The organism is Photobacterium sp. 53610 (assembly GCF_036409375.1).
Classification (GTDB): Bacteria; Pseudomonadota; Gammaproteobacteria; order Enterobacterales; family Vibrionaceae; genus Photobacterium.
This window is the reverse complement of sequence record NZ_JAXOFS010000012.1, coordinates 1-14,074: the sequence shown is the minus strand read 5'-3', so window position 1 is coordinate 14,074 and position 14,074 is coordinate 1. Positions and strand designations below refer to the sequence as shown.

Genomic DNA, 14,074 nt, shown 5'->3' with positions numbered 1-14,074 from the left:
CAGTATGCAGGAAAAGAAAGCGATCGGGTTCGGTCTCGCCGCCGTACTCTTATGGTCCACCGTCGCCACCGCCTTCAAAATCACCCTCAACTATTTTTCGCCGATCCAGATGGTGGCGGCCGCGAGCGCCGTCTCAGCGATCGCCCTGATTACCATCGCCGGTTATCAGGGCAAGCTCAGTCAGTTACTGCCGACTCTGAAAGCCAAGCCGCTTTATTACCTGATGCTCGGGCTGATCAATCCCTGTATCTATTATCTGGTGCTGTTTCAGTCCTATGCGCTGCTCCCGGCCTCGCAGGCGCAGCCGCTCAATTACAGCTGGGCCATCACCCTGACCCTGATGGCGGCACTGTTTCTGGGCCAGAAAATCCGCCCGCAGGACTGGGTCGCCTGTCTGTTTGGCTATCTTGGTGTGGTAGTGATTGCGACCAAAGGCGATCTGATGGCGTTGCAGTTCGACAGCCCGCTCGGGGTGGCTCTGGCACTGCTGTCGACCCTGCTGTGGGCCCTGTTCTGGATTCTGAATACTAAAAATCAGGCCGACCCCGTGGTCAGTGTCCTGCTGGGTTTCCTACTTTCGCTGCCATTTTCCATCGGTCTGAGCCTGTATACCGGTGGCTGGCAGCCGATTCCCTGGCAGGGCTGGATGGCCGTCAGTTATGTCGGACTGTTCGAAATGGGGATCACCTTCGTGCTCTGGCTGAATGCGATGAAGCTGACCCGCAACACGGCCAGACTGAGCAACCTGATCTTCCTGTCACCCTTTATTTCGCTGATGCTGCTGGCGACCATCATCGGGGAAACGATTCATCCGGCGACCCTGATCGGTCTGGTGATGATTATTCTTGGCCTGCTGATCCAACAATGGCGCGGCAAAGCGAAGCAGAAAGATGTCAGTACTTCCTGCTCCTGAGCCATCAGGCAAAAAAAAGCCTGTCACGTCAGTGACAGGCCAAGCGAGAGTTAAAAGGGTTGTCGAGACCCAGCGCCTTTTTCGGGCGTCTAGTTATATGCCAAACCAGTTCAATACAAAATTAGTTGTCAGGATTAATCCTGAGTCGGAGCCGGATGCCACTGGCGGCCACGGCGGGACAGCAAGATCAGCAGTCCCGGCAGCAACAGCAGCATCTGGAAGGTCATCAGCAGCGGTGGTGCCAGATCCAGTCGCTGAGTCAGACTAACCATCAGCCCGGCGCCGCTCATCTGGAACAGGCCCAGCATCGCAGCCGCGGTTCCCGCCCGGTCACCGAACGGCGCCAGTGCTTTCCCGGCTGCAGAGCCCAACACAAACGCAAATCCGAATGAGCTCATAAAGATCGGCAGCATAAAGGCCCATGCGGTCGCGATATCTTTCAGAATCAGCATCATACCGCCCGAAAGCGTCAGCATGGCCAGACCAGACATCAGGGTGCGGCGTGAGCCCATCTTATCCATACACTTCGGCGCGACCATGCAGGCAATAATATTGAGGACGGCATTGATGCCGAACCAGAACGTAAACTGCCCCATATCCAGTCCCAGATGAACCATCAGCCACATCGGTGCGGACGTCACATAAGCCAGGATCACAGCCATCGCCAGCATCGACATCGACGCATGGAACACAAATACCGGCTCGCGCAGCACCGAGAAATAACGCGACGGGCTGAACATCGCACCGCTGACAAAGGTATCAGCCGGGCGGGTCTCCCGGAAAAACGTGGTCAGCAGGCCACCAGCCACCAGCGCGAAACCCGCCATGAAGCTGAAGTTGGCACGCCAGCCAAATTCGTGGGTCAGCCAGGAGCCCAGCAGCGGGGCCAGTGCCGGAATAAAGCAGATGGCACCATTGAGATAGCTGATCATCCGGCCGCTGCGCTCAGGGCCGAAGCTGTCACGGACTGCGGCAAAGGCAGCCACCGAAGTCGCACAGGCGCCGAACCCCTGCAGGAATCGGGCAAGCAGCATAATATCCAGCGACTGCGCTACATAAGCCAGGGTCGAACTCATCGCGTAAAGCGCCACCCCGGCCAGCGCAATCGGACGACGGCCGAAACGGTCAGCCAGCGGACCGGCAAAGACCTGTCCCAGTCCCAGACTGAACATAAACCAGGTCACCGTATCCTGGACCAGTGTCGGGTCGACAGCAAAACTGTCCGCCATGGCCGGTAAGGCTGGCAGATAAATATCGATGGCCAGCGGGCTGAACAGCACCAGCAGGACCATCAGTGCCACAATGCGGCGGTTCGACAAAGATGTTTCAGGCTTCATTCACTCGGTTTCCTATCAAAAGACGGTGCCAGTCTACGAGGTTCGTGATATGAATTAAAATGGTTTATATTCACGGTGAAATTTCCACTCAGGAATATCTCAGCAACATGACGGATGAATGATGACAGTTGATAAACTGACCCGGCTGGACCTCAATCTTTTGGTCTGCCTGCATGTGTTACTCCAGGAGTGCAGCGTCACCCGCGCCGCAAACCGCTTATGTCTGAGCCAGTCTGCGGTCAGCAAAAGCCTGGCCCGGCTGCGCGAGCAGTTCGACGATACCCTATTTGTCCGCAGTGCCCACGGGCTGCTGCCGACACCGCGTGCCCGGGCACTGCAACCCGTACTGGAAAAACTGCTGCAGGACATCGAAAACCTGACCGCACCGGCAGAGTTCGTCCCGCAAAACAGTGACCGCCATTTCAAAATGTCTCTGGTGGAAAGTGCCTATCCGCTGCTGATGCCGCGCTTTCTGGGTGATATTTTCAGTCAGGGACCCAACATCCTGCTGGATACCCATGCCTGGGAGCCGGATACTTTCGACAAGATGCTGCGTGGTGAGATTGACTTCGGGATCACCGGGAAAGATCTCAACCCGCTGGACGCCCAGCTCACCCTGATGCCGCCGAAAGGCGTACTGTTCCAGGAACTGCACCGCGATACCCAGCGTTGTATTGTCCGGCCCGGTCATCCGGTGCTGGCACTGTATGAGGACGGTCAGTGGAATCAGGACCACTACCTCCGCCAGCGGCACATTCAGGTGCGTTGCGGCCGAGATGACCGCTGGCTGCTGGACTACAAACTGGCAGAGCAGGGCCTGCAACGCGATATCGCGATGTTTGTGCCAGACTTTAATAGCGCCGCCAGTTTATGTACCCATACCGATCTGGTCTTCACCGCGCCCAGCCATTTCGCTAACTATGTCGCGGCTCAGCTCGACCTGATCGTGCTGCCCTTACCGACAGCACTTCCTGCTATGGCTTACACCCTTTTCTGGCCACAACACCAGGAAAATGACCCGGGGCACAGATGGTTAAGGCAGATCATCATCAACGGATGCCGTGAATTGTCTACCGGTTAATTGCAGGCTATTCACAAAAACGCTACCTTTAGCGGATCGGCCTGCTGCCGTCGTCAGGGTGACTGAGGGGCAGGTTTGGCTCATCCGTTCGAGGATGACATCAACAGAAAGGAATATTGACAGATGCAATCAGTGATTTCACAACGCGTGGCACAGATCCGCCAGTGGCTGGAAGCAGAACAGCTTGATGCCCTGGTGATCCCGCATGAAGACGAATACCTGGGTGAATACATCCCTGAACATAACGAGCGCCTGCTGTGGGCAACCGGCTTCACCGGTTCGGCCGGGGCCGCTGTTATCGGCCGCGACAAGGCAGCGATGTTTGTGGATGGCCGCTATGTCGTCCAGGTTCGTAAACAAGTGCCGGGTGACGTGTTTGAATACCGGCATCTGATCGAAGAACCGCCAATGCAGTGGGTGGCAGACCACTTTGCTGCCGGCAGCAAAATTGCCGTCGACCCGCGCCTGCACAGCGGCGCCTGGCTGAAACGTACCCAGCAGTCGCTGGACAGCAGCCTGGAGCTGGTGCTGCTGAACACCAACCCGATTGATACCCTGTGGCAGGACCGCCCGGCGCCGACGCTGTCTGACGCCAGACTGATGGGGCTGGATTTTGTCGGCCAGCACAGCAGCGAAAAACGCGCAAACATTGCCGCCAGCCTGCAAAAACAAAAAGCCGATGCCGTCCTGCTCACCCAGCTCGACAGCATTGCCTGGCTGCTGAACATTCGCGGCAGCGACGTGCAGTGCCTGCCGGTCCTGCTGTCGACCGCTATCCTGCACAATGACGGCAGCGTCGATTTCTTTATTGATGAATCCCGTCTGCCTGTTGAATTTGCAGCGCATGTGGGTGAAGGTGTCCGCATTCAGGCGCCGGAAACCCTGGAACACCGCCTGAAAGCCCTGAATGGTAAGCATGTGCTGCTTGACCCGGCCACCAGCAATGCCTGGGCCGGACAGACCCTGCGTGACGCCGGTGCTGTGATCCTTGAAGGTGCCGATCCGTGCATGCTGCCGAAAGCTGCCAAAAACCCGACCGAAGTGGCTGGCATGAAAGCCAGTCATATCCGTGATGGCGTGGCGGTGTCCAAGTTCCTGGCCTGGGTTGACCGTCAGGTCGCAGCCGGCAATCTGCTGGACGAAGCCACGCTGGCCGATCAGCTGTGGCAGTTCCGGATTGAAGATCCAAGCTGCACCGATGTCAGCTTCGACACCATTTCCGCAGCCGGTGGCAACGCTGCCATGTGTCACTACAACCACAACAACCAGCCGGAGCCGGGCGTCCTGCAAATGGACAACGTCTATCTGGTAGATTCAGGCGGTCAGTACCCGGACGGCACCACCGACATCACCCGCACCATCGCAGTCGGTAATCCGGGCGATGAAGTGAAACAAACCTTCACGCTGGTGCTGAAAGGTCACATTGCCCTGGCCAGTGCCCGTTTCCCGCGCGGCACGACAGGCTCACAGCTGGATGCTCTGGCACGTCAGCACCTGTGGGCACACGGTTTTGATTTCGACCACGGTACAGGCCATGGCGTCGGCCATTTCCTGAACGTACATGAAGGCCCGCAACGGATATCGAAAGTCCCGAATCCAACCGCGCTGCTGCCGGGAATGGTGCTGTCGAATGAGCCGGGTTATTACCGTGCCGACGCCTTCGGCATCCGGATTGAAAACCTGGAGCTGGTTGTGGAAGTCCCAACCGAAGGGGATATGACAGTGCTCGGTTTCGAATCGCTGACCCGTGCCCCGATTGATCGCCGTCTGGTGGATCTCAGCCTGATGACCGACAGCGAGCTGGCGTGGCTGAACACTTACCACCAAACTGTCTTCGACGTCATCAGCCCGTCCCTGCAGGGCGAGGATCTGACGTGGCTGAAACAGGCAACTGCGCCGCTCAGCCGCTAAAAACATCCCTGATTTACCTCCCAAAAGTCCGGTTAGTACGCCGGACTTTTTTCTGCCTGTCAGCCGGAGCACAACGGTCATGTATCTCCGTGACCCAGCACAAAACTGTCCCTATTGACTGTTTTCACATCTGATGAATATCGCTAGCATGCCTGATGAAACAATAATCAATTATATTCATAAGGTTATATCATGAGAAAACAACTGCTTCTGTCACTTCCTTTTTTGTCTTTTGCCGCTCTGGCCAACACCAATCCACATTTAGAAACCTACAAACAGTCCGTAAATCAGACGATTTATAAAGGCCAGCGGGTGAACATTCCGGTCAAATTCAACCTGCCTGCCGACCGCCACCATCTGGTCACACTGGGATATGATAATAATCAGCCCAATGCTATGGACTGTAAGATCGAAATTTACAACGGTGCGAACCAGCGCCTGCATAATCTGGACTGCCGTGCGGGCTGGGGAGAGCACAAATTCGCCACCCCGATCGAGTACTGGCAGGACAATTACCGTGCGGTGATCTCTGTGTACAACGCCGACTTTACCAAACCCAGCCAGCGCTTTGACGGGAATTTCCGGTTTAACTACGGCGAAAGCACGAGCATCGATAACGACCATCTGCCAACCTGGTGGAAAAAAACTTATGAGGTGGTCGGGCTTGATGCCAATACCGATTACGACGGCGATGGCTTCAGCCTGATTCAGGAGTATTTCGGCAACAGTAAACCGAACGATGCCACCAGCTACCCGGATCACGATCCTGTGATTGATTTTGATGAGCAAATCTCCGCCGGTACCTCACTCTATGCCAGCTTTGGGACGCCAGTGACCAAATGGGTGGAAATTACGCCGTACAACAACAAGAAAGTGAAATCGCTGGAACTGGTTGTCAACACAACCGCCAATGCCCGTAATCAGTCTGTAGTTGCGTTCATCTATAACGAAAATAATGAACGGGTTTATCCGAGCTACCTGAAATACCCTTCAGGCACACTCTCTGTCTCTTTTGATGAACCGGTCGATGTTCAGAAACTGAAAATTGAGCTGACAGCCAGACATTATTCATCCAACATCAATGCCCGTTACGACGCCAAGGTCAACGCCGTCTTTACGGAATAATTGTTTCATCTCATCAAAAAGGGCTGATGGTTTTCATCAGCCCTTTCATTTTCTCTGCAGCTTTCGCTAAGCAATCAGCCGGAATAAACCGGGTGCCAGTCTTTCCAGACGACCTCAAAACCGTGCTGCTTCACCGCCTGCGTCACGTCACTGACCGCCCGCTCATCGCTGATCGCAAACTGCTCCAGCTCCGGCTCGTTATCGGCATAACCTCCCGGTTGCGTTTTGGATCCTGCCGACATGCTGGTGATCCCCAGCGGCAACACGTTGTCGCGAAAATGCGGGGATTCCCGGGTCGACATGGACAGCTCAACCTCACTGTTGAACAGCCGGTATGCGCAGATCAGCTGCACCAGTTGGCGGTCACTCATCACAGATTTCGGCTCTAATCCGCCCGTACACGGACGCAGTCGCGGAAACGAAATCGAATAACGGGTCTGCCAGTAAGTCCGCTCCAGATAATCCAGATGGCTGGCGACAAAAAAACAGTCAGTCCGCCATTCTTCCAGACCAATCAGTGCGCCGATGCCGATTTTATCAATGCCGGCCCGCGCCAGTCGGTCCGGGGTTTCCAGCCGGTACACAAAGTCCATCTTATTGCCGCGTAAATGGTGCTGGGCATAAGTCGGTGCACTGTAGGTTTCCTGATAAACCATCACCGCATCCAGCCCCAGCGTTTTCAGCTCGGCATATTCCGCCTGATCCAGCGGCTGGACTTCCATCGACAGGTAACTGAAGTGACGCTTGATTGCCGGAACACTCTGACGGAAATAATCTATCCCGACCTTACGTTCGTGCTCACCGGTGACCAGCAGCACGTTATCAAAATTCAGCGCTTTGATCGCCGCACATTCACGCTCAATCTCGTCCAGCGTCAGTGTCCTTCGCTTGATCTTGTTCTCCATGGTAAATCCGCAGTAAGTGCAGCTGTTGGCACAGAGATTCGACAGATACAAAGGCACGTAAAATCCGATCGTCCGGCCAAAACGCTGCCGCGTCAGAGACGCCGACTGCTGTGCCATTTGCTCCAGATAAGCCTCGGCAGCCGGGGAAATCAAAGCTTTGAAGTCTTCGAGATCCCGCTTGCGTTTGCTGAGTGCACGCTCAACATCCGCCGCCGTTTTACTGTAAATCGACAGCCGGACATCATCCCAGTCCAGCTGACGCCAGACATCCGCATAACTCATGCCGCCTCCTTAAATGCTGGCATCCAGAAACGCCGTCAGTGGGCTGGATGCAACAGCCTGGCTGACTGTCCCGGCCAGACCGGCTTCATAAGCCATCCGTCCGCTTTCGACCGCCAGTTTGAATGCCCGGCCCATGGCCACCGGATCAGCCGCCGCAGCAATCGCGGTATTGACCAGCACCGCATCCGCGCCCCGCTCCATAGCTTCCGCCGCATGAGACGGCGCGCCAATCCCGGCATCCACAATCACCGGCACCCGTGCCTGATCGATAATGATGTCGAGGAAATCCCGTGAGGCCAGCCCTTTATTGGAGCCAATCGGCGCACCCAGCGGCATGACCGCCGCGCAACCGACTTCTTCCAGCCGCTTACAGAGCACCGGATCGGCATGACAGTAAGGCAGCACAATAAAGCCCTGTTTGACCAGCGCTTCTGCGGCAATCAGCGTTTCAATCGGATCCGGCATCAGATATTTCGGGTCCGGATGAATTTCCAGTTTCAGCCAGTGAGTGCCCAGCGCCTCACGGGCCAGCTGCGCGGCAAAAATCGCTTCCTTCGCATTTTTCGCGCCGGAGGTATTCGGCAGCAGGTTCACCCCGGCGGCACGCAGCGGCGCCAGGATGTCATCGTCCCGGTTTTCAATGTCGACCCGTTTGAGTGCCATGGTCACCAGTTCCGAACCGGAAGCCAGAATGGACTGCGCCATCACATCCCGGCCGGCATACTTGCCGGTACCGGTAAACAGACGGGATGAAAACGTTTTATCAGCAATCGTCAGCATCTCAGCCTCCTGCAATAGCTTGAAACAGGGCGATCGCGTCGCCATCGCTGAGCACGGTGTCTCCCCAGCAATCACGACTGACAATCGACTGATTGAGCGCCACTGCGGTGGCATCCAGCGGCATTGCCAGTTGCTCCAGCAGCGCTCGTAGCGAGGTTTCTGCCGCCAGCTGCATAGCTTTATCGTTCACCTGAACGTTAATCATGGTCATAAAGATTCCTTACTGCATACAGAGCATTGCGGGTTCACGGGCAGAGCAAACTGCTGCCATTGCAGGGTGAGGCCGTCAAACTGGCGGAACTGACCCTTGCCAGATTCGCCACTGCCGGTGATCGCCTTGATAGCCTGCAAGGCCTGGAAGGTCCCCATGATCCCGACGACGGGACCGGCAATCCCGGACTCGCTGCAATTTTGCGGTGCCTGCATGTCACCGTGCGGAAACAGGCAGTGATAGCAAGGCCCCTGCTGCGCCCGGAAATCAAAGTTCATCAGTTGCCCCTGCCAGCGGATCGCCGCCCCGGAGATCAGCTGCTTGCCGTGTTCGAAACAGGCCTGATTGATGGCATGGCGGCTGGCAAAATTGTCGGTGCAATCGAGCACCACATCCGCAAGGCTGATTTCCATCGACAGCTGTAACTTAGCCAGATTGGCGGTCACGGCCCGGGCCCGGATGTGCGGATTGAGTGCCTTCACCTGCGCGACTGCGGCCTGGGCCTTGCTCTCGCCCTGATTGTCATCACGGTAGATGATCTGGCGTTGGAGGTTGGAACGCTCCACCCGGTCGCCGTCCGCAATCACCAGACTGCCCACACCGGCACCGGCCAGATACAACGCCGCGGGCGCTCCCAGACCACCGGCACCGATGATCAGCACCTTGGCCTGTTGCAGGGCCAGCTGACCCTGCTCACCAATTTCCGGCAACTGCACCTGACGGTGATAGCGTAAAAAAGATTCGTCAGTCAGCATGGCTTACCTCACCAGCTTTTCAGCGAAAGCGGCCAGAGCCTGCTCCGTGTCCGGTGCAGCCGTCACGGCCCGCACCACGGCGACACAGGACACGCCGGTCTGCCAGACGTCCGCCACATTGCTCAAGTCAATTCCGCCGATAGCCACCGTCGGATAACGGTCCGCTACGGTCGCCAGATGTTCCTGCAGCTGTGCAACCCCTTGCGGCGGGGTCGGCATGTCCTTGGTCGGCGTCGGGAAAATGTGGCCGATTGCCACATAGCTCGGCGCAATCGCCAGGCCGCGCTGCAACTCAGCCGACGTCCGGGTAGAGACACCCAGCCGGATACCGGCATGACGCAAGGCATCCAGATCGGCGGTATCCAGATCTTCCTGTCCCAGATGCACCCCGTAAGCGCCGTGTTTCAGCGCCAGCTGCCAGTAGTCATTGATAAACACCTGAGCGTTGTGCTCGCGGCCCAGCCGGATGGCTTCGATGATTTGTGTTTCCAGTTCTGGATGTGCCGGATCTTTCATCCGCAGCTGAACCGTTTTCACACCCAGCGGCAGCAGTCGGGCAATCCAGCGAACATCATCGACTACAGGATAGAGCGGCCCGATGCCGCCCTCCATTCCCGGAAATGTCAGTTGTTGCGCCCCACTCATGCCTGATCTGCCTCATGGGTTTTCGCCTGATGATATAGTTCGCTGCCTTTTTCCCGGAATTCGGCCGATTTCTGGCGCATGCCTTCCAGCGGATCCTCCAGTAACTGGATCACCTGAGCCTCATTCTGTGCTTTCGCATAATCCCGCACTTCCTGAGAAATCTTCATCGAACAGAATTTAGGTCCGCACATCGAACAGAAATGCGCGATCTTGCCGGATTCCTGCGGCAGGGTTTCATCGTGGAATGCACGGGCAGTATCCGGGTCCAGACCCAGATTGAACTGATCTTCCCAGCGGAATTCAAAACGGGCCTTTGACAATGCATTGTCTCGGACCTGCGCTCCCGGGTGTCCTTTGGCCAGATCAGCCGCGTGAGCACAAAGTTTGTAGGTAATCAGGCCGGTCTTTACGTCATCTTTATTCGGCAGACCGAGATGCTCTTTCGGCGTCACGTAACACAGCATGGCACAGCCGTACCAGCCAATCATCGCGGCACCAATCCCAGAGGTGATATGGTCATAACCCGGGGCAATATCGGTCGTCAGCGGGCCTAAGGTATAGAACGGGGCTTCATGGCAGTGCTTGAGCTGCTCTTCCATGTTTTCCTTGATCATATGCATCGGCACATGCCCCGGGCCTTCAATCATCACCTGCACATCATATTCCCAGGCGATCTGAGTCAGCTCACCCAGTGTACGCAGTTCGCTGAACTGGGCTTCGTCATTGGCATCCGCGACTGAGCCCGGACGCAGACCATCACCCAGCGACAGTGCGATATCGTATTTCGCACAGATCTCGCAGATCTCGCGGAAGTGCTCATACAGGAAGCTTTCTTTGTGATGTGCCAGACACCATTTCGCCATGATAGAACCGCCACGGGAAACAATACCGGTCACGCGCTTGGCCGTCATCGGGACGTAGCGCAGCAACACACCTGCGTGAATCGTAAAGTAGTCAACGCCCTGTTCCGCCTGCTCCAGCAAGGTGTCACGGAACACGTCCCAATTGAGGTTCTCAGCAATGCCGTTCACCTTCTCCAGCGCCTGATACATTGGTACGGTTCCAATCGGCACCGGACTGTTGCGGATGATCCACTCACGGGTCTCGTGAATGTTCCTGCCGGTTGACAGGTCCATCACGGTATCGCCGCCCCAGCGGGTCGACCACACCAGCTTTTCCACTTCTTCTTCAATCGAAGAGCTGACCGCTGAGTTCCCGATATTGGCATTCACCTTCACCAGAAAATTACGACCGATAATCATCGGCTCAGATTCCGGGTGGTTGATGTTAGACGGGATAATAGCGCGACCTTCAGCCACTTCTTTTCGCACAAATTCAGGGGTGATGTCTTTGGGCAGGTTGGCGCCGAAGCTTTGTCCCGGATGCTGCTGGTTCAGCACTTCATCACGGTAACGAGCGCGACCCATGTTTTCACGGAGCGCGATATATTCCATCTCCGGCGTGATGATCCCCTTGCGGGCGTAGTGCATCTGAGTCACGCACAGGCCTGGCTTAGCCCGGCGGACACGGGCACGGAGCGCAAAACGCAGCTCATCTAAGGTGTCATCAGCCAGACGCTCTTTGGTATAGGCAGAACTCAGCTCATCCAACAGCTCAGTATCATTCCGCTCTTCAATCCAGTTTTCACGCAGCTTTGGCAGACCACTGTAGATATCAATCGTCTGTTCCGGATCGGTATAAAAGCCAGAGGTATCGTAGACTCGTACCGGTTCGTTCGACTCAAAAATCGGGTTATTTTTATCCCCGCCGACTAAGGAGTCAGCCTGAGCAATCTCACGCATGCCGACACGGATATCATCCCGGCTGCCGGTGACATAGATTTTTCGGGAATTCGGGTAGGCTTGGGTAGTGAGTGAATCAATAAATTGTTTCGCTTCCAGTCTCGCTTGCTTGCGACTCGACATAGCAATTTCCTTTCATCTGATATTTCTGGGAAGTTGCTTGACGGATGGGCGCGTAAACAAGAGGCGGACACAAGTAGGGCGTGTCACATCGTCTGATACAGCAGCTGTACACGACAGGTACAGCTAGGCAGAAGATTTTCTCTTGTTCCCTTCGCAGATACTAATCTGATCAGGTTCAACGGATCCCGCAATGCGGTCTCAGCCAGTTGGCACTCCGACAAGTTTCAGCTAACGAGTATAAGAAAGGTGTATCCCGACAGCAAGCGGTCTTTACTGAATTTCAGGAATCAGTAAAAACCGTCACGCATCAGCGACAAATCAGCACATCGCACTTTAAATGCAGATCCAATTCACGACGGACATCTTCTCGCAACCAGTGCAGATCCGTTTTGGCATGGCCGACAATCACTAAGTCTGCATGTATTTTTGCTGCCAGTTCAATGAGATGTTTTGCAACATCACCATCATAGAGATGCATCGCGCGCACAGGCTGCGGAGAATGGGTGGCTAATTCAGACAACTGCGCCATTCGCCTGAGCTCCTGATCGTCATGGGCTTCTTTCAGTTGCAGCTCAATATCCAAAAAACTCAGATTACCGACCCCGGGCTCGACATATGCCAGATGTAGGTCTGCATTGTTATGGCTTGCCACGACCCCGGCTTTCACGATCAACTGCTGTGCCCGTTGATCATCTGGATTGAGTGCCAGCAAGACCGTTTTATAAAGCTTCATCACCACCTCAATTCACGAACACTTGCAATACAACACCATATAGCACATTGTTTTGTGAATTACCTTAGTGACTGTCTCAACAGAGAGTTCATTTCATGGTATTAGTATCTGGTTTGACTGACAGAGACCAGCGTACAAATGAATCAACTCATCGTTTTAAGCTATGTTGCCTTTGGCGGAGCCTTTGGTGCATGTGCCCGTTATCTGATAGCCGAGCTGTCTGTTGTCCTGTTTGGACGCGGCTTCCCTTATGGGACCCTCGCCGTCAATGTCATCGGTTCATTTATCATGGGACTGCTGATGTCAGCCCTGAATCAGGGAATGATTGAAGCCTCACCATGGCGTCCGATTCTTGGATTGGGCTTTCTCGGCGCCCTCACGACATTTTCAACCTTCTCCATGGATAACGTCGTCCTGCTTCAGCACGGCGAGTACGCCAAGATGACACTGAACCTGCTCTTAAATGTATTCCTGAGTATTTCTGCCTGCTTTATTGGCTATCAGCTGATGATGAGAAGCTAAGACTGACGTGAGAGTTTAGATTGGTACCAGCCTCATCATAGATGAGGCTTTTTTTCGATTTGGGCTCGAATAAATTCAGCATTCTGAGGATGTAATGCCGTACGGTATCGCGTTAGATAAACGCTGAAAACGAAAAAGCTCCCGCATTTCTGCGAGAGCTTAAAAGAGATGGCAGGGGTGGAGAGATTCGAACTCCCAACACGCGGATTTGGAATCCGCTGCTCTGCCAATTGGAGCTACACCCCTGTCGTGTGGTAAGTATTGTATATAGACTGATGATAATTACCAGCCCTGAATGTCGAAATTTATCAATTTGATGCTCAACCGCCTACTAAAACATCGATCATCAAACTCAACAGGTTTACGTGGCCGATTGGTGCAGTATTCCCTCGCCAGACAACAACATTCCAGCTGATCCTGGTTAAGAACCAAAACACGATATCAGACGTGTAGACAGAGTGTCACCAGCGTTTTAGAAGATGAATACACCCTATCTCAAATCACTACAGGTGCTCCTGGGATGCGCTTTAGCGCAGAGTCCAGTAGTTCTTCTGTGGACTTCAACTTTCATCCCATGGGGCACATCTGTGGTTATGTCTTAAGTTTTAAAACAACGGGCAGAGAGAGGGAAAGATTCGTCCTGCCAATAGGCGGATATCCAACTGTCAGAAATCAAATCACGAATAGCAAATAGCAAAAAAAAGTCATGACTGACTGGGTTTCTTTAAGAAGTAGCGGACAGCTGGAATCGCATTCGACCGGGAGGCGTCCGGCCGAAGGACGGATATCAAATCCCCAACGTAAAAAAGCCCCAGTCTTTCGACGGGGACGCCTAGTCTGAGGCTTTGCGTCAGTGACGAAATTATCAGAACCCTGAATAGCAAAAAACCCAGCCATTGCTGACTGGGTTTCTCTAAGAAGTGGCGGAGCGGACGGGACTCGAACCCGC

The 14,074-nt window shown here is 54.9% G+C and carries 13 protein-coding genes, 1 tRNA gene and 1 riboswitch; of the genes, 5 read left to right on the top strand and 9 right to left on the bottom strand.

Going from position 1 to position 14,074, the window contains the following annotated elements; translation table 11 throughout:
- The first annotated feature begins 4 nt into the window (after positions 1–4).
- Positions 5–913 (top strand): DMT family transporter, encoded by a 909-nt coding sequence (locus tag SPK40_RS19580; protein WP_330961619.1) that lies wholly within the window; start codon positions 5–7, stop codon positions 911–913.
- Between the two features lie 134 nt (positions 914–1,047).
- Here the strand turns inward: SPK40_RS19580 and SPK40_RS19575 are convergent, their stop codons facing one another.
- Positions 1,048–2,250, bottom strand: coding sequence for a multidrug effflux MFS transporter (locus SPK40_RS19575; RefSeq protein WP_248144621.1), 1,203 nt, complete (start codon positions 2,248–2,250; stop codon positions 1,048–1,050).
- A gap of 121 nt (positions 2,251–2,371) precedes the next feature.
- On the opposite strand from SPK40_RS19575, the gene SPK40_RS19570 reads away from it, so the two are divergent.
- From SPK40_RS19570 to SPK40_RS19560, 3 genes are all read left to right on the top strand, one after another.
- Entirely contained in the window at positions 2,372–3,331 is a 960-nt protein-coding gene (locus tag SPK40_RS19570) for a LysR substrate-binding domain-containing protein (protein ID WP_330961663.1), read from the top strand.
- Positions 3,332–3,454: 123 nt separating this feature from the next.
- On the top strand, positions 3,455–5,242 hold the full coding sequence (locus SPK40_RS19565) for an aminopeptidase P family protein (protein ID WP_330961618.1): 1,788 nt from the start codon (positions 3,455–3,457) through the stop codon (positions 5,240–5,242).
- Between the two features lie 192 nt (positions 5,243–5,434).
- Complete coding sequence (locus tag SPK40_RS19560) at positions 5,435–6,367, top strand: hypothetical protein (RefSeq protein ID WP_330961617.1); 933 nt, start codon at positions 5,435–5,437, stop codon at positions 6,365–6,367.
- 74 nt (positions 6,368–6,441) lie between these two features.
- Here the strand turns inward: SPK40_RS19560 and thiH are convergent, their stop codons facing one another.
- The 7 genes from thiH to SPK40_RS19525 all read right to left on the bottom strand — a co-directional run bounded on the left by thiH (position 6,442) and on the right by SPK40_RS19525 (position 12,603).
- Positions 6,442–7,554 carry a 2-iminoacetate synthase ThiH gene (thiH, locus tag SPK40_RS19555; protein WP_330961616.1) on the bottom strand — a complete coding sequence of 371 codons (1,113 nt, stop codon included), beginning with the start codon at positions 7,552–7,554 and terminating at the stop codon, positions 6,442–6,444.
- Positions 7,555–7,563: 9 nt separating this feature from the next.
- The gene (locus SPK40_RS19550; protein WP_330961615.1) at positions 7,564–8,334 is read right to left on the bottom strand and encodes a thiazole synthase; all 771 of its coding nucleotides are present in this window, start codon (positions 8,332–8,334) and stop codon (positions 7,564–7,566) included.
- 1 nt (position 8,335) lies between these two features.
- On the bottom strand, positions 8,336–8,545 hold the full coding sequence (gene thiS / locus SPK40_RS19545) for a sulfur carrier protein ThiS (RefSeq protein ID WP_248144616.1): 210 nt from the start codon (positions 8,543–8,545) through the stop codon (positions 8,336–8,338).
- Complete coding sequence (locus tag SPK40_RS19540; protein WP_330961614.1) at positions 8,542–9,300, bottom strand: HesA/MoeB/ThiF family protein; 759 nt, start codon at positions 9,298–9,300, stop codon at positions 8,542–8,544. The genes thiS and SPK40_RS19540 overlap by 4 nt, the downstream gene beginning before the upstream one ends.
- 3 nt (positions 9,301–9,303) lie before the next feature.
- Positions 9,304–9,945, bottom strand: a complete 642-nt coding sequence (thiE, locus tag SPK40_RS19535; protein ID WP_330961613.1) for a thiamine phosphate synthase — start codon at positions 9,943–9,945, stop codon at positions 9,304–9,306.
- On the bottom strand, positions 9,942–11,870 hold the full coding sequence (gene thiC / locus SPK40_RS19530; protein ID WP_330961612.1) for a phosphomethylpyrimidine synthase ThiC: 1,929 nt from the start codon (positions 11,868–11,870) through the stop codon (positions 9,942–9,944). The genes thiE and thiC overlap by 4 nt, the downstream gene beginning before the upstream one ends.
- A gap of 129 nt (positions 11,871–11,999) precedes the next feature.
- A riboswitch (TPP riboswitch) is annotated at positions 12,000–12,097 on the bottom strand.
- An 80-nt stretch (positions 12,098–12,177) separates the two neighbouring features.
- Positions 12,178–12,603: a universal stress protein gene (locus SPK40_RS19525; RefSeq protein ID WP_330961611.1), complete on the bottom strand. Its 426-nt coding sequence runs from the start codon at positions 12,601–12,603 to the stop codon at positions 12,178–12,180.
- A 138-nt stretch (positions 12,604–12,741) separates the two neighbouring features.
- Between SPK40_RS19525 and crcB the strand changes: the two genes are divergently transcribed.
- On the top strand, positions 12,742–13,125 hold the full coding sequence (gene crcB / locus SPK40_RS19520; RefSeq protein ID WP_248144611.1) for a fluoride efflux transporter CrcB: 384 nt from the start codon (positions 12,742–12,744) through the stop codon (positions 13,123–13,125).
- 169 nt (positions 13,126–13,294) lie between these two features.
- Here crcB and SPK40_RS19515 read toward each other — a convergent pair.
- Positions 13,295–13,371, bottom strand: a tRNA-Trp gene (locus tag SPK40_RS19515).
- Between the last annotated feature and the right edge of the window lie 703 nt (positions 13,372–14,074).

What these genes read in the sequence shown, in the direction of transcription:
- thiE (WP_330961613.1), bottom strand. Translation starts at nt 9,945, where the DNA reads ATGAGTGGGGCGCAACAACTGACATTTCCGGGAATGGAGGGCGGCATC.
- thiH (WP_330961616.1), bottom strand. Translation starts at nt 7,554, where the DNA reads ATGAGTTATGCGGATGTCTGGCGTCAGCTGGACTGGGATGATGTCCGG.
- SPK40_RS19565 (WP_330961618.1), top strand. Translation starts at nt 3,455, where the DNA reads ATGCAATCAGTGATTTCACAACGCGTGGCACAGATCCGCCAGTGGCTG.
- SPK40_RS19575 (WP_248144621.1), bottom strand. Translation starts at nt 2,250, where the DNA reads ATGAAGCCTGAAACATCTTTGTCGAACCGCCGCATTGTGGCACTGATG.
- SPK40_RS19560 (WP_330961617.1), top strand. Translation starts at nt 5,435, where the DNA reads ATGAGAAAACAACTGCTTCTGTCACTTCCTTTTTTGTCTTTTGCCGCT.
- SPK40_RS19540 (WP_330961614.1), bottom strand. Translation starts at nt 9,300, where the DNA reads ATGCTGACTGACGAATCTTTTTTACGCTATCACCGTCAGGTGCAGTTG.
- SPK40_RS19570 (WP_330961663.1), top strand. Translation starts at nt 2,372, where the DNA reads ATGACAGTTGATAAACTGACCCGGCTGGACCTCAATCTTTTGGTCTGC.
- SPK40_RS19580 (WP_330961619.1), top strand. Translation starts at nt 5, where the DNA reads ATGCAGGAAAAGAAAGCGATCGGGTTCGGTCTCGCCGCCGTACTCTTA.
- thiC (WP_330961612.1), bottom strand. Translation starts at nt 11,870, where the DNA reads ATGTCGAGTCGCAAGCAAGCGAGACTGGAAGCGAAACAATTTATTGAT.
- crcB (WP_248144611.1), top strand. Translation starts at nt 12,742, where the DNA reads ATGAATCAACTCATCGTTTTAAGCTATGTTGCCTTTGGCGGAGCCTTT.
- SPK40_RS19550 (WP_330961615.1), bottom strand. Translation starts at nt 8,334, where the DNA reads ATGCTGACGATTGCTGATAAAACGTTTTCATCCCGTCTGTTTACCGGT.
- thiS (WP_248144616.1), bottom strand. Translation starts at nt 8,545, where the DNA reads ATGACCATGATTAACGTTCAGGTGAACGATAAAGCTATGCAGCTGGCG.
- SPK40_RS19525 (WP_330961611.1), bottom strand. Translation starts at nt 12,603, where the DNA reads ATGAAGCTTTATAAAACGGTCTTGCTGGCACTCAATCCAGATGATCAA.